Raw genomic sequence first — 21,970 nt, forward strand, 5'->3', positions numbered from 1 at the left:
CCATGGTCTTCGCCTCTCTCGAGTTTCTGACGTTATTTCTGCCAGCGTTCCTGCTCATCTATGCGCTGGGCAAGCCGCAGTGGCGTAACGTTATTTTGTTGATCGGCAGCTGGTTGTTTTACGGCTGGCTGAACCCGATGTTTCTCGCGTTGCACATGGCGTTGACCGTGGTCGCGTGGGTCGGCGGGCTGCTGATTGACCGCTCGCGGGAAGACTCGAAGGGCCGTGTGCGGTTGTTGGTCGCCCTGATCGTGTTCAACACCGCCGTGCTCTGCTGGTACAAGTACGCCAACATCCTGGCGGCCACCTGGATGGAGTGGATCACCTACCCGGGCGCCATGCCGCTGGAATGGCAGCGCGTGGCGTTGCCTGCCGGGTTATCGTTTATCGTGCTGCAGGCGATCTCATATCTGGTGGACGTGCACCGCAAAACCGTGCCGGTCGAGCGCAGCTTTGTGAACTACGCCACCTATATTTCGATGTTCGGCCACTCGATTGCCGGGCCGATTATTCGTTACGACTGGGTGCGCCGCGAGCTGGTCAAACGCTACTTCGACTGGCAGAACTTCTCGCTGGGTGCTCGCCGTTTCATGATCGGCATGTGCATGAAAGTGCTGGTGGCCGACACCCTGTCGCCGTTGGTGGACGTGGCGTTTCATCTGGATAACCCGTCTTTTGTCGATGCCTGGATCGGCTGCCTGGCGTATTCGCTGCAACTGTTTTTCGACTTTGCCGGCTACAGTGCCATGGCCATCGGCCTGGGCCTGATGCTGGGCTTTCACTTCCCGGAAAACTTCAATCAGCCGTACCTGGCCCGAAGCATTCAGGACTTCTGGCGGCGCTGGCACATGTCGCTGTCCAGCTGGTTGCGTGACTACCTGTACATCGCCTTGGGTGGCAACCGCAATGGCGCCTGGAAAACCTATCGCAACCTGTTCCTGACCATGGCCATCGCCGGTCTTTGGCATGGCGGCGACAGCTGGAACTACCTGCTGTGGGGCGCTGCGCACGGTATTGCTTTGTGCGTAGACCGCCTGTGGTCACGCTCGACCTTGCCGAGCATTCCGCCGGTGCTGGCGCACACCTTGACCCTGTTGTTTGTGTTTATGGCCTGGACGTTGTTCCGCGCGCCGGACTTCCATTCGGCGTTGAACATGTACGCCGGGCAGATTGGTTTGCACGACTTTGCACTGGGCGACGCGCTGGCCGTGACCCTGCGTTCGGCCCACGGCCTGGCGGCTTTGCTGGGGATCGCCTGCATCCTCGCGCCGGCCTTTAAAAGCCGGTATGAGCAACGCTTCGGCGGCTCAGCGCTGTATGCACCGATAGCGGCCGTGTGGCCGGTGGCGGGCTTTCTGCTCTCGTTCGCGTTGATCGCGAGCCGTGAAGCGGTGCCTTTCCTGTACTTCCAGTTCTGATGGCCGAGCCCATGCCTGACTCATCCCCTAAAGCGGTTATGCCGAGTGAATTCACGGCCCGTATCAGCAAGCTGTCCGGCTGGGTATTCGCCGCGTTTTTGCTGGCAAGCTTTGCTTCGGCTATGTGGTTGCTGGTCAGCGGCAAGGTACAACTGTTGCCGCCCAACCTCACCCAAGACCAAGTGCTGCATGGCGAAGTCACCCATAAAATTGCCAAGCAATTGTCGATGGCGGCGGTGCCTGAACGCGCCGCCGATCTGGAGCGCGCGGCCAGTTGGCTGACCTTCCATGACACCGGCGCAAGGGTGCGTCCGGGTTGTGACGGCTGGTTGTTCCTGACCGACGAAATGCGCATCAACCGTCACGCCCAGGACAACGCCGACACCAAGGCGGCAGCGGTCGTCGACATTCAACAGCGCCTGGCCAAGCGCGGCATTCAATTGCTGGTGGCGGTGGTACCGGACAAGAGCCGGATTGGCGCTTCACAACTGTGCGGTTTGCGTCGTCCGGCGCAATTGCAGGACCGCGCCGTGGTGTGGGTTGCCGCGCTCAATAAGGCGGGCGTCAAGACCATCGACCTGGCGCCCACCCTGCAACCCTTGGGCGCCGAGGCGTTTCTGCGCAGCGATACTCACTGGAGCGAAGTGGGCTCATCAGCAGCGGCCAAGGCGATTGCCCAGCACGTGCAGGCCATGGGCATCAACGCCACCCCGCACACAGACTATGAGCGTACCGTGCAAAGCCCGGCCCGCCGCCCGGGCGACCTGGTGCACCTGGCGGGTCTGGACTGGTTGCCAGTAAGTGCTCAGCCCGCCCCGGAAACAGTGGCGGCTAGCGAATTCAGCGAGAAAAAGACCGAAGGCAGCAGCGGGGTAGCCAGCGAAGACGACCTGTTTGGTGACGACAACCTGCCCAACATCGCGTTAATAGGCACCTCCTTTTCTCGCAACTCCAACTTCCTCGGCTTCCTGCAACAGGCGCTGGCCGCGCCGGTGGGCAACTTCTCTAAGGATGGCGGCGAGTTTTCCGGGGGGGGCGAACACCTACTTCAATAATCCGGCCTTCAAAGACACCCCGCCCAAACTGGTGATCTGGGAAATCCCCGAGCGCGACATCCAAACGCCTTACAGCGAGACAATTGAGTGGGCTAAATAGGCAATAACCCCGTATCAATTGACGAGTTCAGCGAGGCTACGTCCGGCTGCGAAGCAGTCGTAAAGATCTTTTGCTGGCACCGGCAGCATGAGGCGCCGCGGTCTATGCTCACAGTCCTTTGTCATTTCTCAAAAGGACCGCAGCCATGACCGAAAAGACGTTGTTTGAGCCTTACGCCCTTGGGCACCTTACGCTTGCCAACCGCATTGTGATGGCGCCGCTGACGCGTAACCGTGCGGGTAAAGGGTTTGTGCCCAGTGAGTTTGCGCCAGAGTATTACAGCCAGCGGGCTTCGGCCGGTTTGCTGATCTCAGAAGCCACGCAAATCTCCCAGCAAGGGCAGGGCTATCAGGACACGCCCGGTATTTATTCCCCGGCGCAGATTGACGGCTGGCGTGCAGTGACCGATGCCGTGCATGCCAAGGGCGGGCGGATTTTTGCCCAGTTGTGGCATGTGGGGCGGATCTCCCACGTAGACCTGCAACCCGATGGCGGTGCCCCGGTCGCGCCTTCAGCGCTGCGGGCCGAGAGTAAAACCTTCGTCAATAACAGCTTTGTGGATGTCTCTGAGCCTCGGGCGCTGAAGCTTGAGGAACTGCCGGGCATCATCAGCGATTTTCGTCAGGCCGCCGCCAATGCCATCGCGGCAGGCTTTGACGGGGTCGAGATCCATGGCGCAAACGGTTACTTGCTGGACCAGTTCGCCAAAGACGGCGCCAATCTGCGTGACGACGCCTATGGTGGTTCCATCGTCAACCGTGCCCGCTTGTTACTGGAGGTGGCGTCGGCGGTGGCCAGCGAGATCGGCCCGCAGCGCACCGGTATCCGTATTTCGCCGGTTTCCCCGGCCAACGGGATTACCTGCAGCGACCCGCAGGCGCAGTTTGACTACATCGTCGACCAGTTATCGGCGCTCGACCTGGTGTACCTGCATGTAGTGGAAGGTGCGACCGGCGGGCCGCGTGATGTTGCGCCCTTTGACTATGCCGGGCTGCGTCGACGTTTCAAAAACACTTACATCGCCAATAACGGTTATGGCCTGGCGCTGGCAAAGCAGCAATTGGCCGAAAACAAGGCAGATTTATTCGCTTTCGGGCGGCCATTTATTGCCAATCCGGATTTGGTCGAACGCCTGAAAACCGGTGCGCCTCTGGCTGAACTGGATCCGAACACCCTGTATGGCGGTGGCGCTGCCGGATATATCGACTACCCGACGTTGTAATCGCTGACGAGGCACGAAGGCTGCGAGAAGAGGTGTATGAAATGGTTTTCGCAGCCTCATGCTTCGGCAGCGACTACAGGTTTTACGGGTTTAATGGGTTATTCGTTGGGTGCCTGGCGGCTGAATAACACTGGAAAATGGCAGGGGCGGCTGGATTTGAACCAACGCATGGCAGGATCAAAACCTGCTGCCTTACCGCTTGGCGACGCCCCTGTATCTGTTGCGAAGAGTGCCTTGCACTCTGTGTGACGCTGCTTACTGCGAGGTCTTTAAGATCTGCTGTAAGAGTGGGCGAGAATATATCGACATTTTCTCGACCTGTGAACCCCCTGAATGAAAAAAATCACGTAAAAACAGCCGCTTAGTGTTTTTCAAGGGTATGCCGAGAGGTTTTTTGCCCTGGCGCGCTCTTCTCTGGTCAAAAAATAGCCTTGCGCTTGTGAAATTTACCGAGTAATTTTTCATGAAATTAAGCTAAATAAATTTCATGGCGGTAAAAATGTGCCTTCAAGGCTGTGCGGAATCAGGGCGTGAATAAACAAGAAGAAATCGCTGCGCTGGCGATCCTCATTCACGATCTGCGCAAGCACAAAAAAGTCACCCTCACGGAACTGGCCGACAAAATTGGCCGGTCGGTGGGTTTTATGTCTCAGGTCGAACGCGGTCTGTCGCGGCCGACGGTGGCAGATCTCACCGCCATCAGCGAAACGCTGGACGTGCCGACCACCTATTTCTACAACATGCCCAAGCCCAAAGCCTTGTCCTGGGTCACCCGGCCGGACGAGCGCCGCACCCTGTACCTGGCTAACGGCATCACCGACATTCTGGTTTCGCCGAAAATCCGCGCATCGTTTTCCATGCTCGAAAGTCTGCTGGAGGCGGGTGCCACCAGCGGCGAGCGGCATATGCTCGACAGCTCCGAGCAGGGCGGCTATGTGCTGGAGGGCGAGTTGACCTTATGGCTGGGCGACGACGAAGACCCGGTGACCTTGCGCGCCGGCGACAGCTTTCAGTTCGACAGCAACACCTTGTGCCGTTACGCCAACCTGACCGAACAGCTCACACGCGTGCTGTGGGTCTACACCTGAGTTAAGGATGAATACGATGGATGCTGCGTGCTCTGACCTGCTGGCCGAAGTGCGGACCTTTCGCCAGCGCTACCCGGATGTGCGGTATGTCGACCTGATTTCGCTGGACATACCGGGGCATTTCTACGGCAAACGTTATCCGATCGACATGCTGGAAAAAGTCGCGGGGGACAGCGCGCTCAAGTTGCCGCAAAACTGCGTGCTGCTGGGGGCGCAGGGCGGGTTGTTCAAGATCGGTGATTATTGCTTTAACGATGGTGACCCCGATGCCGTGCGCCGTCTGGTGCCCGGCACACTCAAGCCGGTAACCTGGGAAGGCCAGCCGCTGGGGCAGATGCTGATTACCTCCGACGGCACGGCAAAACCCATCGAATTCGAGCCGCGTGAAGTCCTCGCGCAAGTGCTTAATCGCTTGGCCAGCAAAGGCATTCATCCGGTGGTGGCGTTTGAGCTGGAGTTTTACCTCTTTGATAAGCACCTGCGCGATGGCCTGCCGCAATTTGCCCGTGACCCGTTCACCGACGACACCGATGACCAGCCCAACATGCACATCGAGCGCCTGTCGCGTTTTGCCCCGGTGCTCAATGAGATGGTTGAGGCGGCGCAAATCCAGGGTATCGATGCCACGGTCATCACTGCCGAACTGGGCCCGGGCCAGTTTGAAATCAACTTTGGCCACCTTGACGATGGTTTGCGTGCCGCCGACTGGTCAGCATTGTTCTGCCGTAGCACCCGGGGTGTTGCGATGAAACACGGTTACCGGGCCAGCTTTATGTCCAAGCCCTACTTGCATCAGCCGGGCAGCGGCATGCACGTCCACGTCAGCCTGTATGACGCGGCGGGCAACAACCTGCTGGCGGCCAATCAACAGCAACCGTTGCGCCACGCCATTGCGGGCTGTCTGGAACTCTTGCCCGCGTGCATGCCGATTTTTGCTCCCAACCACAACGCATTCCGCCGTCTGGGCGGCACCACCAACATCGCCACCCGCGCCAGTTGGGGCTTTGAGGACCGCGATGCGTGTTTGCGGATTCCCGAGTCAGACAGCAAAAACCTGCGGGTGGAATACCGTCTGGCGGGCGCCGATGCCAACCCGTATCTGGTGCTGGCGGCGATTCTGGTGGGGCTTGAGCACGGGCTTGAATCGGCCAAAGAGCCGATTGCGCCGCTCAACGAAGACCGCAACAGCGGCGTCGACTTCCCGCTGGACATGCTCGAAGCCGTGCGCGTCATGCAGCCCCAACCGCAGTTGCGCGCAGGTTTGGGGGCCGAGTTCGTCGACGTTTATTGCGAAAACAAACGCCAGGACCATCTGGCGTTTATGCAAGACATCAGCGCACGTGAGTACCGCTGGTTTATGTAAATAACGTTCTCGCTGGGCGGGTTAGAACGTTTGCCCCAGCGAGAACTGGAAGATTTGCGTCTCGGCATCGGTCGGTTTGCGCACCGGGAAGGCCAGGTTGACGCTCAGCGGGCCCATCGGGCTGTACCACGTCACGCCCACGCCCAGCGAGCTGGCCATCTGGCTCAGGTCTACGCCGTCGCAGCCGGTGGTGGTGCTCAAGTAGCACTTGTCCGAATACACGCTACCGACGTCCCAGAACAACGAAGTTCGCAGTGATTTGTTGTCCTTGATGAAGGGGATCGGGAACAGGTATTCGACGCCGCCGGTGATCATGATGTTGCCGCCCAGCGCGTCGGTTTTGCGATCGGTGTAGTACTCCTGGCCCATGCTCGCGTACTTGCCGGTGGCCGGGGTGTTGCGTGGGCCGAGGGTGCCGCTTTCAAAGCCGCGCACTGAACCTTCGCCGCCTGCGGTGTAGTTTTCATAGAACGGCAGGCCGTCGGTTGAGCCGTAACCATTGCCGTAGCCCAGGTTGGTATGAAAACGCAGCGAGGTGGACTGTGTCAGCGGCAGGAAGGTCTGGCCGCTGTAATCGATTTTGTAGAAACTCAGGTCGCTGCCGGGCACCGTGACCATCAGGTTGAGGTTTTGCGAGTAACCGCGTGTCGCCAGAATCCCTTTGTTCAGGGTCGATTCCGACCAGCCCAGGTTGGCCTTGAAGTTGGTGAAGGACTTGCCGTCGCGCTGGATGAAGTCATAGATCTCATCGGCGCTGTAGGTGCCGGGCTTGAGTTCGTCGTGCTGCGCGGTCAGGCCAAAACTGACCCGTGAAGTTTCGTTGATCGGGTAACCCAGGGTGATCCCGGCACCGTAGCTGTTGATCGAGTAGTACGACACGCCATCGTCGTAATAATCGTTGTAGTCGGTTTTGTTGTAGAACGCGTTGTAGCCAAGGCTCACGCCGTCCGGGGTGAAGTAGGGGTTAGTAAAGCCGATGTTGTATTTGCTTTGGTACTCGGAGCGGGTCAGGCCAAGGCTGGCGGAGTTACCCGTGCCCAAAAAGTTGTTTTGGGTGATCGAGCCGCCGAGGATCAAACCGGCGTTCTGGGCAAAGCCTACGCTGGCAGTGATCGAGCCCGAGGCCTGTTCTTCAACGGTGTAGTTCACGTCCACCTGGTCGTCGACACCCGCCACAGCCGGTGTTTCAACGTTGACCTCCTTGAAGTAGCCCAGACGCTCAAGGCGCACCTTGGATTGGTCAATCAGGTAGGTCGAGGCCCAGCCACCTTCCATCTGGCGCATTTCACGGCGCAGCACCTGGTCTTCGGTCTTGGTGTTGCCACGGAAGTTGATACGGTCGGCGTACGCGCGTTTGGCCGGGTCGACCACAAACACGATATCAACCGTGTGGTCGTCTTTATTCGGCGTTGGCACAGCGTTGACGTTGGCAAAGGTATAGCCTTCGTTGCCAAGGCGCCGGGTGATCAAGTCCGAGGTGGTGGTCATCAGTTTGCGCGAGAACACCTGACCTTTCTGCACCAGCAACAAGGCTTTGATCTGGTCCTCGGGGATTTTCAGGTCGCCGCGCAAAGACACGTCGCGCACGGTGTACTTTTCACCTTCATTGATATTGACGGTGATGAACACCTGCTTTTTGTCAGGCGAAATCGAGACCTGCGTCGAGATGATTTCCATGTTGATGTAGCCGCGGTCCAGGTAATAAGAGCGCAGGCGCTCAAGGTCACCGGTGAGCTTTTCGCGGGCGTATTTGTCATCGTTCTTGAAGAACGACAGCCAGTTGGTGGTCTTGAGGGTGAACTGGTCGTCGAGTTCTGCCTGATCAAACACGCTATTGCCGACCACGTTGATGTGCTTGATCGCCGCCACCTGGCCTTCGTCAATTTTGATCTTCAACTGCACGCGGTTACGCGGTTGGGAGACGACTTCGGTGTCTACCGAGGCCGAGTAACGGCCTTGGGCCACGTATTGGCGCAGTAGTTCGTTGCGTACGCCTTCAAGGGTGGCCTTCTGGAAAATCTCGCCTTCGGCCAGCCCCGATTGCTTGAGGCCCTTCATCAGGTCATCGGTGGAGATGGCCTTGTTGCCTTCTATATCAATGCTGGAGATAGACGGGCGTTCAACCACGGTGATGACCAGAACGTCGCCATCGCGGCCCAACTGAATGTCCTGGAAAAACCCGGTTTTAAACAGTGCGCGGGTGGATTCGACCAAGCGCTGATCATCCGCTTCTTCGCCGACATTCAAGGGCAGGGCGCCGAACACGCTACCGGCGGAAACCCGCTGCAAGCCGTTGATTCGAATATCAGAAATTTTGAAACCCTGGGCATGTGCAAGGGTGGCATTGAGCAGCAGTGCAACCGAGCAGAGCAGGCGCGGAAAATTCATCAAGATCTTTATTTCCAGAACACATCGACAAGCAGCGCTGGCGGGCGTGCGGATGACTCGAGCAGACGCCATGCTCCGCGAGCCACGCAAGCGGGTGGAGCGCCAGCATAAAAGCTCGGGGCGTTTGGTGCGGTTAACCCAGTGTCAAGTTAGGTAAAGGTTGGCGTTACGCGATGACGCTGCACGGTTCAGCTACGATAATGCCTGGCCCCCCTTTGCAAGAGTTCGCCATGATCCGTGTATTGCTCGTCGACGATGACCAGGAACTGACTGCACTGCTCAGTGAATATCTGGAGCGCGAAGGTTTTGCTGCAACCGCCGTGCACAGCGGCGAAGAGGGCGAAGTCCAGGCGTTGTCCGGTCGCTACAGCATTGTTGTACTGGACGTCATGCTGCCCCGGCTGTCGGGGATTGAAGTGCTGCGGCGCATTCGTGCACGCAGCCAGGTACCGGTGGTGTTGCTGACCGCCCGTGGCGACAACATTGACCGCATCACCGGCCTTGAGCTGGGCGCGGATGACTACGTGCCCAAACCCAGCTCGCCGGGTGAACTGGTGGCGCGTTTGCGGGCGATCATGCGTCGGGTCAACCCCGCCCCTGATCAGACCGCCACCGAAGCGATCAAGACCGGGCAACTGGTGCTTTGGCCCGGCAAACGCCAGGCGCTGTGGCAAGGCAATGAGTTGGGCCTGACCAGCACTGAATTCAGCCTGCTCGAAGAACTGGCCCGTTGCGCCGGGCAAGTGGTGAGCAAGCAAGACTTGTCACTCAATGCCCTGGGCTGCCCGTTAACCCGCTACGACCGGCGTATCGACGTGCATATCAGCAGCATTCGACAAAAACTCGGTCCGCGGCCAGATGCCAAAGCCTGGATCCAGAGCGTGCGCGGCCTGGGCTACCTGTTGATCGCTGAATAATGAAAGCGAGTCGACTGTTCTGGAAGCTGTTTCTGGCGTTCTGGCTGGCCACCACGCTGACGTTTTTTGTTGGCATGGGTTTTGTGATCCTGAGTAAATCAAAACCGGGAGACCCGCACCTCGACACCATCCTGACCAGCGAAATTCACCTGCTTGAAACCTTTGGTGTCGAATCGGGCATGCAACTGCTCACGGTCTGGCGCCACCCCGATGACCAGGCCATTGGCGTGTATGACAGCAGCGGGCAATTGTTGGCCGGGTCACCTGTATTGCACCCGGTGTTCGAGCGCGCGGTGCTGAGCAAGGAAGGCATCGAACTGTTTATCCGCTCGACCCGCGCGCCGGGTGAACACGGCGAGCCCGGGCCGGAGTTCGGCGAGGGGCCGGGGCTGATGCCGTTGATTATCGGCACGGTGATGAGCGCGTTATTCAGCGGTTACATGGCCTTTTACCTGACCTGGCCGTTGACCTTTTTGCGCCGCGCCATGAGTGACGTGGCCCAGGGCCGTTTTGGTACGCGGGTCAAACCGATGATGGGCGGGCGCCGTGATGAAATCGTCGACCTGGCTGAAGACTGTGACCGCATGGCCAACCAACTGAGGCTGCTGGTCGAGGCGCAACAGAGCTTGCTGCATGACATCTCCCACGAATTGCGCTCACCGCTGACGCGCATGCAAGTGGCGATCGGGCTGTTGCATCAAGACCCCGGACGCAAAGAAATGGTCGAGCGCATCGAGCGCGAGTCGGTACGCATGGACACCCTGATTGAAACGCTGCTGACTCTGGCCCGTGTTCAGGGGCGGCCCGACAGCATCGAGCGGGAGCTGGTCGACATCATCGAATTGCTCAGATTGATCGTTGAGGATGCGCAGTTTGAGGCAGGGGTCAAAGACTGCGAAGTCACCTTGCAGGCGGGGCCACCTTTTGTCAGTCGGGTGAGCGGTGAACTGCTGTATCGCTGTTTTGAAAACGTGATCCGCAACGCCGTTCGCCATACCCGCCCCGGCACGCGTGTGCGGGTAACCACCCAGACCAGTCTGGCGGGCAACAGCTTGCAGGTGCAAATTACCGACCATGGGCCGGGGGTTGAAGAACAGCGCCTGAAGAGCATTTTCCAGCCCTTCGAACGCGGCGCCAGCGAGCCCGGTGGCGGTTTTGGATTGGGCTTGGCAATTGCTTCACGTTCGGTGCAAATGCACGGCGGCACCATCGTCGCCTACAACCAACCCTCGGGCGGCCTCACCGTAGAAATCAGCCTGCCCAAAGACCCCGTGTAGGAGCGAGCTCGCCTCGCGATCTTTTGATCTAGATCTTGGTTTTGATCTTGATCTAAAAGGCCCCATTAAACCACGCTGGCCGAACGCAGGTTTTGCGCAGTGGGTAACCCGGCAGGACGCCGGGTTAGCCGCGACACGGCCATGGATGGCCGATCGCGGCGGGCCTACGGAGCAAGGCCTGTGGTGAGGGCATGCCGAGCCAAAGCGAGGCACCGAGGGGTAGGGGCAAAAGCGTTTTGGTTACTTTGCCGCTTTTGCAAAGTGACGCGGCGTAAGGCCGGAACCCTAAGTGGCCGTTGCCGCAGCAACGGATATGTACTCAAGTCAAGAGCCCCCTCACCCTAGCCCTCTCCCGAAGGAGAGGGAACCGATTGGGGGATGCTGAAGATACTCGGCGGCCTGTTTGCTGCGCGACAGCGCGGCGTCGAAGACGGGGCGGCAGCTCACACGTTTTATGATCTTTACACGATATTACATAGCCTTGACGGCTCTGTACGCCTTGCCCCCGTAGACTTCCCGCTCAGCACTGTCTGAGGTTGTGGTGATGCCATTGAGTGGAGGTGAACATGTTTTTGGTGCATAAAAAAGGCTTTGTCGCGGGCAAGAAAATGGTCGATGGGCTGGTGCCCTACGATTTTTTTTGTGAAGACAATCCGGCCATTAATCTGTTTGTGTTTACCGGCTCAAACGCTCAGGGCAAGGCGTCGGCAGAGCAAACCTTGTGGGGGTTTACCCGCCTTGAACGCTTTGAGGCATTGACCGATACGCTGGTGTCGCACAAGAAGAATCAAGACTGGTTCCAGACCGTCAACGTGCTCACCGGTCCCGCGCAGAACGGCACCCAGAATGTGAAATTCCAGCGCGTGCTGAAAATCATCAAGCACGTCAGCGTGGCAAATCGCGTACCCGGCAAAGTGCAGTACGAGATTCTCACGGATGAGGGTGACACCTACTTCACCCTCAAGTCCGTGGCCCCGGACAGCGCGCAAACGGTTATTTACGCGGCTGACCAGTAAGCGTCAGTTCAGCGCCTCACGGCTTGGCTGACCGTTGAGCAGGCGCTGGATCCCCAGCGGGTTGGCGTTCTTGAGCGCATCGGGCAGCAGGCTGTCCGGGTAGTTCTGGAAACACACCGGGCGCAGGAAACGGTCGATGGCCAGGCTGCCGACCGATGTGCCACGGGCATCCGATGTCGCCGGATAAGGCCCGCCATGGACCATGGCATCACACACCTCAACCCCGGTCGGGTAGCCGTTGATCAGCAAGCGGCCAGCCTTGTGCTCAAGCACCGGCACTACTTCAGCAAAGGCTTGCAAGTCAGCGGGTTCACTGATCAGCGTGGCCGTGAGTTGACCGTGCAGGCTGTGCAGCGCTTGCAGCAACTGCGCTTTGTCGGCCACTTCGATGACGATGGTGGTCGGGCCAAAGACTTCTTCTTGCAGCACCTCGGCACCGCCGATCAGCAGGCTGGCATCGGCCTGGAACAACTGCGGGTGCGCCTGATTGCCCTGTTGTTGCGAACCTGCGAGATGGCGAATGCCTTCGACCGAGGCCAAATGGCTAAGGCCTTTGACATAGCTTTTCAGGCCACCGGCATTGAGCAGTGTGTGCGCTGGTTGGGCGCTGAAAAACGAGCCCAGCGCATCGACAAAGGCGCTGAACGCTGGTGAGGCAATCCCCAGCACCAGGCCAGGGCTGGTGCAGAACTGACCGGCGCCGAGCATCACCGAGCCACCCAGATCTTTGGCGATCTGTTCGCCGCGCTGTTGCAAGGCTTCTGGCAGCAACACCACCGGGTTGATGCTCGACATCTCGGCAAATACCGGGATCGGTTGCGGGCGTGCCGCCGCCATGTCACACAGGGCGCGACCACCCGACAGCGAGCCGGTAAAGCCGACTGCTTGAATCGCCGGATGCTTGACCAGCGTTGCGCCAACCCCGGCGCCGTAGATCATGTTGAACACGCCCGCAGGCATACCGGTACGCTCAGCAGCCCGAATAATCGCCTGTGCCACCCATTCGGCGGTTGCCATGTGGCCGCTGTGGGCCTTGAACACCACCGGGCAACCGGCGGCCAGTGCGGCTGCGGTGTCGCCGCCTGCGGTGGAGAACGCCAGCGGAAAGTTACTGGCGCCGAAGACAGCGACCGGGCCGACGCCGATGCGGTATTGGCGCAGGTCAGCGCGGGGCAGCGGTTGGCGGTCGGGCAGGGCCTGATCGATCCGCGCGCCATAAAAATCGCCACGGCGCAGGACTTGGGCAAACAAACGCATCTGCCCGCTGGTGCGGCCGCGCTCACCCTGAATACGCCCGGCGGGCAGGGCGGTTTCACGGCAAACAATGGCCACAAACTCGTCGCCCAGCGCGTCGATTTCTTCGGCAATGGCTTCTAAAAATTCCGCACGGCGGCTGGCGGGCAAACTGCGGAATGCCGCGAAGGCGGCGCTGGCCGCGTTGGCGGCGGAGTCTACTTCGGCGTCGGTGGCCTGCACAAACTGATACGGCAAGGCTTCACCGGTTGTTGCATCCAGGCTTTGCAAATGAACAGCGCCAGCGCCGCTGCGCTGGCCGCCAATAAAGTTCTGGCCGGTAATCTGGGTCATGTCCATCTCCTTGAAAAAACAATAAAACCCGTGGGAGCGGGCAAGCCCGGTTCCCACAGGTGTGGTGTGTCATCACGGGCTTAGGTAATTGCACCGATCTGCCATGGCACAAATTCGTTTTGGCCGTAACCGTGCTGCTCGCTTTTACTGCGCTCACCGGAGGCGATGCGCAACATCAGGCGGTAGATGTACTCGCCGCGTTCTTCGATGGTCATGCTGGCGTCGGCAATGCCGCCGCAGTTCACGTCCATGTCTTCTTCCTGGGTCTCCCACAGGCGGGTGTTAGTGGCCAGCTTGATCGACGGCGAGGGCGCGCAGCCATAGGCCGAACCGCGCCCTGTGGTGAACGCAATCAGGTTGGCGCCGCCCGCCACCTGGCCGGTGGCCGAAATCGGGTCGTAGCCCGGCGTGTCCATAAACACCAGGCCGTGGGCGCGCACCGTCTCGGCGTATTCGTAGACATCGACCAGGTCACTGGAACCGGCTTTGGCCACGGCGCCCAGGGATTTTTCGAGGATGGTGGTCAAGCCTCCGGCCTTGTTGCCCGCCGACGGGTTGTTGTTCAGCTCGGCGTTCATGCGCTTGCAGTAGTCTTCCCACCAGTGAATCCGCTTGATCAGCTTTTCACCGACTTCACGGCTGACCGCACGGCGTGTGAGCAGGTGCTCGGCGCCATAGATTTCCGGGGTTTCGGAGAGGATTGCAGTCCCACCCGCTGCGACCAGACGATCTACCGCATTGCCCAGTGCCGGGTTGGCGGTGATGCCGGAGTAGCCATCGGAACCGCCGCATTGCAAGCCGATGATCAAGTGTTTGGCGCTGACTGGCTCACGCTCGACGCGGTTGGCCTCGGCCAGCAGGGATTTAACCTGCTCGATACCGCTGGCAATGGTTTTCGACGTGCCGCCTGTGCCTTGAATGGTAAAGGCGCGCAGGAATTCACCTTTTTCCAGGCCTTGGGCCTCCAGCAAATCCGCGATCTGGTTGGTTTCACAACCCAGGCCGATCATCAGCACCGAGGCAAAGTTGGGGTGAATCGCATAGCCGCCCAAGGTCCGGCGCAGCATGGCCAGGGCTTCGCCGCCGGGGTCGACTGCGCACCCAAAACTGTGGGTCAGGGCGACCACGCCATCCACGTTGGGGTAGTCGATCAGGGCCTGCGGGTTGATGTCGCGGCGAAAGTGATCGGCGATGGCCTTGGCCACCGTCGCCGAGCAGTTCACCGACGTCAGGATGCCCACGTAGTTACGGGTAGCGACGCGGCCATCCGGGCGCACGATGCCCATAAAGGTGTCCTGGTTGGGCGTATGAATCCCCCGCGCATCCACACCAAAGGCGTAGTCGCGCGAAAAATCCCCCATGGCCAGGTTGTGCACATGCACGTGTTCACCGGCCTTGATCGGCTGGCTGGCGAAGCCAATGATCTGTCCATAACGGCGTAGCGCCTGGCCGGCCTGCAGATCACGGGTCGCGATCTTGTGGCCCGAAGGGATGGCGTCCAGCGCTGTCAGCCCTTCGGACTCAAGGATCAGGCCTTTGGGAATGGGCTGGCGGGCAATCAGCACATCGTCCAGCGGGTTGAGTCGAATCACGGCGTTGGCAGCATTTTCACTGCCTGTTTTAGTTATGAGTTGCATCAACAGTTACCTCAGTGAAAGGCTCAGGCCAGACCGCGCTCGCGGTAGTCGATGAGGGATGAGAACAGCATCAGACCGAAAGCCATCACCACGAAGAAGATCAGCGCGAGGAAGTACGAACCGGTGAACTGCACGATCAGGCCGATCAGGATCGGTACGATGACGCCGACCATGTTGCCGCAGAAATTCATGCTGCCGCCCAGTACGCCCGCCTTGGATTTACCGCCCAAAATGGCTGGCAAGCACCAGTACATACCGCACCAGCGAATGAAAAACAGGGCCACGCAGAGCAGCGAAATCACGGTGAAAGCGTCCGGGGTGTAGGCCACCAGCAGGATGCACAGCGCAGCAATCGCCGCCGAACCGCCGAACATGGTGCGCATCACCTTGTTCGGTGCGCCGCCTGCGTCTTTCCATTTGTCCGCCAGCCAACCGCCGAAGATCTCGCCGATAAACCCGCACATAAAGATCAGGAAGGTTGCACCGCCCATGGCCTTGATATCGAGGTTGTGCGCCTTGTGCAGGTAGCTCGGCATCCAGGTCAGCAAGCCGTAGAACACGCTGTTGTAGCAGGCGTACCCGGCGAACATGGCCAATACCGAGCGGCTTTTCAGCAAGTCTTTGAGGATGGCTTTGCGTTCGCCGTTGGTTTTCGCCGCCTCGGCATTGGCGTTGGTGATATAGGCCAGTTCAGCCGCGTTGACTTTAGGGTGTTCGGCCGGGTTATTACGGATGTACCACCAGGCCCAGACACCGACGATCATGGTGCCGACACCGGCGATCACGAACGCAATGCGCCACGAGTCGAACCAGGTAATCAGACCCGCGATGATGATGGCGCCAAAGGCTGTGCCCAAGGGTGCGCCGCCATCCACCAGGGTTGCCCCGCGGCCCCGCTCATTGGGCGTCAGCCAGGCACCGTTCAATTTGGCCCCGGCGGGCATGATCGGTGATTCGGCAACGCCCAGACCGATACGGGTGGCGAGCAAAGTCATCCAGCTGTGGGCGCCCCCAGCGATGGCCTGGAAGAAGCCCCAGCCCACGGTCGCCACACCGACGATATTGCGCACCTGAAAACGGTCCAGGAGCATGCCGCCAGGGATTTGCATCAGCGCATAGGACCAAAAGAACGCGCTGAGCATCAGGCCTTCCAGGGCCGGGGTCATTTCAAATTCGCTGGAAATCAGGGGCAAGGCCACCGACAGTGACGCGCGGTCGATGTAGTTGATCGCCGACAACAGCAGCAGGATCAAAAATATGCGCCAGCGCACCGTGGTAGGTCGTGAGGCGTCTGCAAGCCCGGCGGCCTGGCTGGGGGCGGCCGGTGCAATTTTGCTGTTCATGTTCGTCTCGCTTTTTTATGTTTTTTATCAAGCGGGGAGTGGGCTTGCAGGCAAGCCCACAAAGCCTTGCTACAACGTTACGACGTGCCCGGCTGGCAGTTCAGCGGCGCCTGCCTGTATGCCGTTGATCAGCGGTGCACCGAACTCCGGCATGCTGATTTCGAAGCGGTCACCTTCCTGGGTGTGAATGTTGTCGGCCACCGACAGAGTGGCGGTACCAAAGAAATGCACGTGTACATCGCCAGGGCGCAGGAACTGCGGGTACTTGAAGTGGTGGTATTCAAGGTTTTCCAGGCTGTGGCACATGTTGTCTTCACCGCTGAGAAACTCTTTTTCCCAGACTACCTCGTTCCCGCGCAGGATGCGGCTCATGCCGGTCAGGTGACGCGGCAGCTCGCCGACACGCAGCTCGGGGCCGTAACTGCAATTGCGCAATTTAGAGTGGGCGAGGTACAGGTAGTTACGGCGCTCCATGACGTGGTCAGAAAATTCATTGCCCAACGCAAAGCCTACGCGGTAGGGCTTGCCATCGTCGCCTACTACATACAGGCCGGTCAGCTCGGGTTCTTCGCCGGCATCTTCAGCAAAGGTCGGTTTATTGAACGCACTGCCGGGGCGAACCACGATCGAGCCGTCGCCCTTGTAGAACCACTCCGGTTGCACGCCCACCGTGCCGGATGCCGGGCGGCCACCTTCAATGCCCCACTGAAAAATACGTGCGGTGTCGGTCATGGCGCTGTGATCGGCTGCGTTTTGCTGGTGCATCTTGTCGCGTGTCGAGGCGCTGCCCAAGTGGGTCAGGCCGGTGCCGCTGATCAGGCAGTGGGCCGGATCTGCATGGTCCAGCGGCGGGAGTACGCGGCCTTGCTCCAGTGTCTGGCTATAACTGACAGGACTTGCCTCGGTGCCACGGGCCAGCACTTCAGCGACCAGGCCGTGGCCTTTACGGATGGCCTCCAGGGCCAGTTCGCGGGTGGTTTCGGTGCCCAGCACCACATGGATCTCATCGCCCTCGATCACCCCGACGTGGCGCTGGCCTTGAGCTGTTTCAAACTGGATCAAGCGCATACAGTGAACTCTCGCAGATTATTTTTATGGCGGGTTGTTAACCCCTTCTGGCGCTCACTTTAATTTTTGTCAGGGATGCTGCCTAATGACAGATGCTGATTGAGCGATAACCAATAGTCATCCCCATGCTGCCATCCCTGACCACCATCATTTCCCGCCTGCGCCTCAAACAACTGCGGTTGTTGATTGCGCTGGACGAATTTGGCTCGCTGCACAAGGCCGCCGAGTCTGTGGCAATTACCCAGCCCGGCGCGACCAAAGCGCTGCACGAAATTGAATCGACGCTGGGCGCAACCTTGTTCGAGCGCACGCCCAAAGGCCTGACGCCCAATGATCTGGGGCGTTGCGTGATCCGTTACGCGCGTTTGATACACACCGATGTGGCACACCTGCGCGAAGAAATGCTCGGCATTTTGCAAGGCCATGGCGGGCGTCTGTCGGTGGGGGTGATCATGGGGGCAGTGCCGGTGCTGGTGGAATGCCTGGCGCAATTGCGCGCCAAACAGCCGCAGCTATCGGTAGAAATCGTTGAAGACACCAGCGCTCGCCTGTTGGGATTACTCGACGAAGGGCGCCTGGATCTGGCCATATGCCGCACCAGCGTCAGCAAACATCCGGCGGTTTATGACAGCCGCCTGCGCGAGCAGGAGCCGCTGATCGTGGTCGCTAACACCGCGCACCGGTTTGCGCGCCGTACGTCGCTGGCGTTGAGCGAACTGGCAGATTCGTCGTGGGTGGTGTTCCCGGTCAACATGCCCATGCGCCTGACCCTTGAGCGGGAGTTCAGGGAAGCGGGGCTTAACTTTCCGGCGTATCCGATTGAAACCTCATCGACCTTCACCACGCTGTCATTGCTCTTGCAGGACCCGCAACTGGTCGCCGTAATGCCGGTGGACGTTGCGCAAATGGCCGTGACCCACGGCATGCTGATGCGCTTGGCGCTGGAGTTGAAATCACGCAGCGAGCCGTACGAAATCGTCACCCGCAAAGGCGTGGCATTAACCGCCCCGACGCAACTGCTGATTGATGAGCTGACCCGGCAAAAACAGACGTGAGCGCAAGCCGTTACGCGGCCACGCGCATCACGTCCCATGCGCTCATCACCTGGGTGACAGCGGCGTCCAGTACTGCGTGCTCCAGGCCGTCCCGGGCAAGCGTCGTCAGCCCCAGCAAAAAGCTTTCAAACACAGTGGCCAACGCAACAACGTTGGTCTGCGCCGACAGTTCGCCCGAGGCGACGCCGCGCTCGATGCAGGCAATAAACCCGGCCCGGTTGCGTGCGCGTGCCTGGGCCAGTGGCGCGCATATCTCCAGGGTTTCAGCCGAACAGGCACTCATCAGCCCCAGCGTTACCAGGCAGCCACGTGGGTGCCCCGGTTCACATTGCATGCGGGCTGAGCGGCGCAACGCCAGTTCGATGGCTTCACGCGGGGCAATGCCGGGGTCTTGCAGGCTCTCGGTCACGCGGCCATGGGAGTTCAGATAACGTTCCATGACTTCTTTGAACAAGGCCTCCTTGGAGCCAAAAGCGGCATAAAAACTCGGTGCCGAAATGCCTGGGCCGATGTTCGCCTTGAGCTGGCTCAGCGAGGTGGAGTCATAACCATGCTGCCAAAACAGGTGCATGGCTTGAGTGATTGCCGCGTCACGGTCAAACGTACGTGGGCGTCCCATCTGGGCCATTGTCAGCCTCCTTTTTCACAAGACATAAATACTAGTCGATACAAAAGTTGTTGACCAATCGCTTTTGCATCGCCAACATCTGTACCTATCGATACATAACTAAGGCAGGTTGGGACAGGCGATGGTTGAAGAGCGCGACACTACTGAGCGATTACCCATGGGCGCGCTGCTGGCGCTGGCCATGACCGGGTTTATCTGCATTGTCACCGAGACGTTGCCGGCGGGTTTGCTGACCCAAATCAGCAGCGGCCTTGAGATCTCCTCGGCAATGGCCGGGCAGATGGTCACGGTCTACGCGCTGGGTTCATTGCTGGCGGCGATTCCTTTGACCATCGCCACCCAGGGCTGGCGGCGGCGCAATGTTTTGCTGCTGACCATTGTGGGTTTTCTGCTGTTCAACTCGATCACCGCGTGGTCGTCACACTATGGCGTGACCCTGGTGGCGCGCTTTTGCGCGGGCGCCTCGGCCGGTCTGGCCTGGAGCCTGTTGGCGGGGTACGCACGACGTATGGTTGCGCCGCACTTGCAGGGCCGTGCCATGGCGGTGGCGATGGTCGGTACGCCCATCGCGCTGTCACTGGGTGTGCCACTGGGCACTTGGCTGGGGGCGCTGATGGGCTGGCGCAGCGCCTTCGGCCTGATGTCGATACTGACCGTGGTGCTGATTGTCTGGGTGCTGGCCAAAGTGCCGGATTATCCGGGGCAGGTTAGCGCCCGGCGCATCGGCTTGCGTCAGGTACTGCTGACCCCCGGGGTGCGCTCCGTGCTTGCGGTGGTGATGACCTGGATGCTCGCGCACAACATGCTCTACACCTACATCGCCCCGTTTGTGACGCCAGCGGGGCTGGCCGATCAGGTGGATCTTGTGTTGCTGGTATTTGGCCTGGCGGCGCTGTTGAGCATCTGGCTGACCAGTCGGCTGGTCGACAGCCATTTACGCAGGGTGGTGCTGGTCAGTCTTGCGGCGTTTACCGCGATTGCCCTGTTGTTTGGCTTGTTCTTCCAGTCTGCGCCGGTGGTGTACGCCGGTATTTTCATCTGGGGCCTGTCCTTTGGCGGCGCGGCAACCTTGCTGCAGACGGCGCTGGCAGACGCGGCAGGTGAGGGTGCCGATGTGGCGTTGTCGATGAACGTGGTGGTCTGGAACAGCGCCATCGCTGCAGGAGCGCTCACGGGTGGCGTGTTGCTCGATCAAGTCGGTGTGAGTGCGTTGCCCTGGGCGTTGCTGGTGTTGTTGCTGGCAGGGTTGTTGATCGTGTTCAACGCTCGTCAGCACGGTTTTCCCAAGGGGCGGCGCCAGGCCGGGGCTGCTGTCGTCGGTCATTGATGTTCACAAGCTCGCCTGCGTAGCGCCAACCCTGTAGGAACTGCCGAGGCACGAAGGCTGTGATCCTGGGTTTGCGCAGGCAGTGTTGGCCTGGCAACAGTTGTTCTACAGACTGTTGCCAGGCCAACTATTGATGCTTCGAATAAACAATAACTTACTGAATTTAAACAAAAAATTATCTGGCATGGATTCTGCTCTGTTGTGAATAACGATCGCATCTGTTGGCGATTAAACACGAGTCAAGAGTGAGAACCCCATGTCGAACACCCCAGCCGACGCCCATTACCCACTGTCTGTTCCCGATGCCCATGTCATCCGCACGGACGCAGAAGCCATTGAAGTTGCCCATAAAGTCGCCGCTTTTTTACTCGAAGGTGATGCCGAGCGCGACCGCCAGCGCGAAGTACCTGCTGAGGTGGTGGACGTATTCTCCAACAGCGGCCTGTGGGGTATTACCGTGCCCAAGGAGTACGGCGGTGCTGAGGTGTCGTTCGCCACGCTGGCCGAGGTGATTGCCATTATTTCGGCGGCCGATGCTTCCCTCGGGCAGATCCCGCAGAACCATTACTGCCTGCTCGAAGACATTCGTCTGCAAGGCACAGAAGAACAGAAGGCCTGGTTCTTGGGGCTGGCGCTCAAGGGTAATCGTTTTGCCAATGCCATTTCCGAAACCGGCGGCAAGACCGTGCAAGACATCCAGACGCGCTTTGTCAGCGAAGGCGATGAGGTGGTGATCAATGGCCGCAAAGGCTACTGCACCGGCTCGTTGTACGCCCATTGGCTGGGGGTGCTGGCGCTGAATGCCGACGATAAAGCGCACTTGGCGTTTGTGCCACGGCGCACGCCGGGCCTGACCGTGGTGGATGACTGGTCGAGCATTGGCCAGCGCAACACCGCCAGCGGCACGGTGCTCGCAGAAAACCTGCGGGTGCCGGCCTTTAACGTGTTCAAGACGTACCAGTCTTATGAAAACCCGACCCTGGCCGGACCGATTGCACAAATCACCACCGCCGCCATTGATGCCGGTATTGCCCGCGCCGCCTTGCGCGACACCCTGAGTTTTGTGCGTGATCACGCTCGCCCATGGATCGACTCGGGGCTGGATAAAGCCAGTGAAGACCCGCTGACCATCATCCAGATCGGCAAGTTGAGCATCCAGCTGGACGCCTCCGAGGCCTTGCTGGAGCGGGCGGGACGGGTGCTCGACCGCGAGCGCGAAAACCCCGGTGAAGACGGCGTGGCGCGCGCTTCGGTAGCAGTGGCCAAAGCCAAGGTGCTGACCACTGAAATCGCCCTGGAAGCCAGTAACCGTCTGTTCGAATTGGGCGGCACGCGTTCCTCGCTGGCGCGTCACAACCATGATCGCCACTGGCGCAACGCCCGCGTGCACACCCTGCATGATCCGGTGCGCTGGAAGTACCACGTGGTCGGCAACTGGCTGTTGAACGGGGTCAATCCGCCGCGTCATGACTGGTCATAAC

The 21,970-nt window shown here is 59.7% G+C and carries 16 protein-coding genes, 1 tRNA gene and 1 pseudogene; 11 read left to right on the forward strand and 7 right to left on the reverse strand.

Features of this window, described 5'->3' with window-relative positions:
* The first annotated feature begins 2 nt into the window (after positions 1–2).
* The 3 genes and pseudogenes from GHO32_RS19895 (at position 3) to GHO32_RS19905 (ending at position 3,795) form a co-directional block, all read left to right on the forward strand.
* Complete coding sequence (locus GHO32_RS19895; protein WP_048368900.1) at positions 3–1,418, forward strand: MBOAT family protein; 1,416 nt, start codon at positions 3–5, stop codon at positions 1,416–1,418.
* A pseudogene (locus GHO32_RS19900) lies at positions 1,418–2,573 on the forward strand (cell division protein FtsQ). The gene GHO32_RS19895 and the pseudogene GHO32_RS19900 overlap by 1 nt, the downstream one beginning before the upstream one ends.
* Before the next feature lie 145 nt (positions 2,574–2,718).
* Positions 2,719–3,795: an alkene reductase gene (locus GHO32_RS19905; protein WP_153335639.1), complete on the forward strand. Its 1,077-nt coding sequence runs from the start codon at positions 2,719–2,721 to the stop codon at positions 3,793–3,795.
* Positions 3,796–3,933: 138 nt separating this feature from the next.
* Here the strand turns inward: GHO32_RS19905 and GHO32_RS19910 are convergent.
* Positions 3,934–4,008: transfer RNA gene (locus GHO32_RS19910), tRNA-Gln, on the reverse strand.
* A 317-nt stretch (positions 4,009–4,325) separates the two neighbouring features.
* On the opposite strand from GHO32_RS19910, the gene GHO32_RS19915 reads away from it, so the two are divergent.
* Positions 4,326–4,883 carry a helix-turn-helix domain-containing protein gene (locus GHO32_RS19915; RefSeq protein WP_048368902.1) on the forward strand — a complete coding sequence of 186 codons (558 nt, stop codon included), beginning with the start codon at positions 4,326–4,328 and terminating at the stop codon, positions 4,881–4,883.
* Between the two features lie 16 nt (positions 4,884–4,899).
* Complete coding sequence (locus tag GHO32_RS19920) at positions 4,900–6,246, forward strand: glutamine synthetase family protein (protein WP_153335640.1); 1,347 nt, start codon at positions 4,900–4,902, stop codon at positions 6,244–6,246.
* Between the two features lie 21 nt (positions 6,247–6,267).
* On the opposite strand, the gene bamA is transcribed toward GHO32_RS19920, so the two are convergent.
* Positions 6,268–8,634 (reverse strand): outer membrane protein assembly factor BamA, encoded by a 2,367-nt coding sequence (bamA, locus tag GHO32_RS19925; RefSeq protein ID WP_153329826.1) that lies wholly within the window; start codon positions 8,632–8,634, stop codon positions 6,268–6,270.
* Between the two features lie 230 nt (positions 8,635–8,864).
* Between bamA and GHO32_RS19930 the strand changes: the two genes are divergently transcribed.
* The 3 genes from GHO32_RS19930 (at position 8,865) to GHO32_RS19940 (ending at position 11,844) form a co-directional block, all read left to right on the forward strand.
* Entirely contained in the window at positions 8,865–9,551 is a 687-nt protein-coding gene (locus tag GHO32_RS19930; RefSeq protein WP_048368907.1) for a response regulator transcription factor, read from the forward strand.
* On the forward strand, positions 9,548–10,828 hold the full coding sequence (locus GHO32_RS19935; RefSeq protein WP_372239831.1) for an ATP-binding protein: 1,281 nt from the start codon (positions 9,548–9,550) through the stop codon (positions 10,826–10,828). The genes GHO32_RS19930 and GHO32_RS19935 overlap by 4 nt, the downstream gene beginning before the upstream one ends.
* Before the next feature lie 566 nt (positions 10,829–11,394).
* On the forward strand, positions 11,395–11,844 hold the full coding sequence (locus GHO32_RS19940; RefSeq protein ID WP_153335642.1) for a hypothetical protein: 450 nt from the start codon (positions 11,395–11,397) through the stop codon (positions 11,842–11,844).
* A 3-nt stretch (positions 11,845–11,847) separates the two neighbouring features.
* Here the strand turns inward: GHO32_RS19940 and GHO32_RS19945 are convergent, their stop codons facing one another.
* From GHO32_RS19945 to araD1, 4 genes are all read right to left on the reverse strand, one after another.
* Positions 11,848–13,431: an aldehyde dehydrogenase (NADP(+)) gene (locus GHO32_RS19945; RefSeq protein ID WP_153335643.1), complete on the reverse strand. Its 1,584-nt coding sequence runs from the start codon at positions 13,429–13,431 to the stop codon at positions 11,848–11,850.
* A gap of 80 nt (positions 13,432–13,511) precedes the next feature.
* On the reverse strand, positions 13,512–15,068 hold the full coding sequence (locus GHO32_RS19950; protein WP_153335644.1) for a UxaA family hydrolase: 1,557 nt from the start codon (positions 15,066–15,068) through the stop codon (positions 13,512–13,514).
* A 23-nt stretch (positions 15,069–15,091) separates the two neighbouring features.
* Positions 15,092–16,411 (reverse strand): MFS transporter, encoded by a 1,320-nt coding sequence (locus GHO32_RS19955; protein WP_048368912.1) that lies wholly within the window; start codon positions 16,409–16,411, stop codon positions 15,092–15,094.
* A gap of 69 nt (positions 16,412–16,480) precedes the next feature.
* Complete coding sequence (gene araD1 / locus GHO32_RS19960; RefSeq protein WP_153335645.1) at positions 16,481–17,479, reverse strand: AraD1 family protein; 999 nt, start codon at positions 17,477–17,479, stop codon at positions 16,481–16,483.
* A gap of 125 nt (positions 17,480–17,604) precedes the next feature.
* On the opposite strand from araD1, the gene GHO32_RS19965 reads away from it, so the two are divergent.
* The gene (locus GHO32_RS19965; RefSeq protein ID WP_153335646.1) at positions 17,605–18,534 is read left to right on the forward strand and encodes a LysR family transcriptional regulator; all 930 of its coding nucleotides are present in this window, start codon (positions 17,605–17,607) and stop codon (positions 18,532–18,534) included.
* A 10-nt stretch (positions 18,535–18,544) separates the two neighbouring features.
* Here GHO32_RS19965 and GHO32_RS19970 read toward each other — a convergent pair whose 3' ends face one another.
* Entirely contained in the window at positions 18,545–19,162 is a 618-nt protein-coding gene (locus GHO32_RS19970) for a TetR/AcrR family transcriptional regulator (RefSeq protein WP_153335647.1), read from the reverse strand.
* 121 nt (positions 19,163–19,283) lie between these two features.
* On the opposite strand from GHO32_RS19970, the gene GHO32_RS19975 reads away from it, so the two are divergent.
* Positions 19,284–20,489, forward strand: a complete 1,206-nt coding sequence (locus GHO32_RS19975; RefSeq protein ID WP_153335648.1) for an MFS transporter — start codon at positions 19,284–19,286, stop codon at positions 20,487–20,489.
* Positions 20,490–20,745: 256 nt separating this feature from the next.
* On the forward strand, positions 20,746–21,969 hold the full coding sequence (locus tag GHO32_RS19980; protein ID WP_048388518.1) for an SfnB family sulfur acquisition oxidoreductase: 1,224 nt from the start codon (positions 20,746–20,748) through the stop codon (positions 21,967–21,969).
* Position 21,970 lies beyond the last annotated feature (1 nt).

Origin of the sequence: Pseudomonas sp. FSL R10-2189 (assembly GCF_009600325.1) — a bacterium.
In the GTDB taxonomy this organism is placed as follows: Bacteria; Pseudomonadota; Gammaproteobacteria; order Pseudomonadales; family Pseudomonadaceae; genus Aquipseudomonas; species Aquipseudomonas helleri.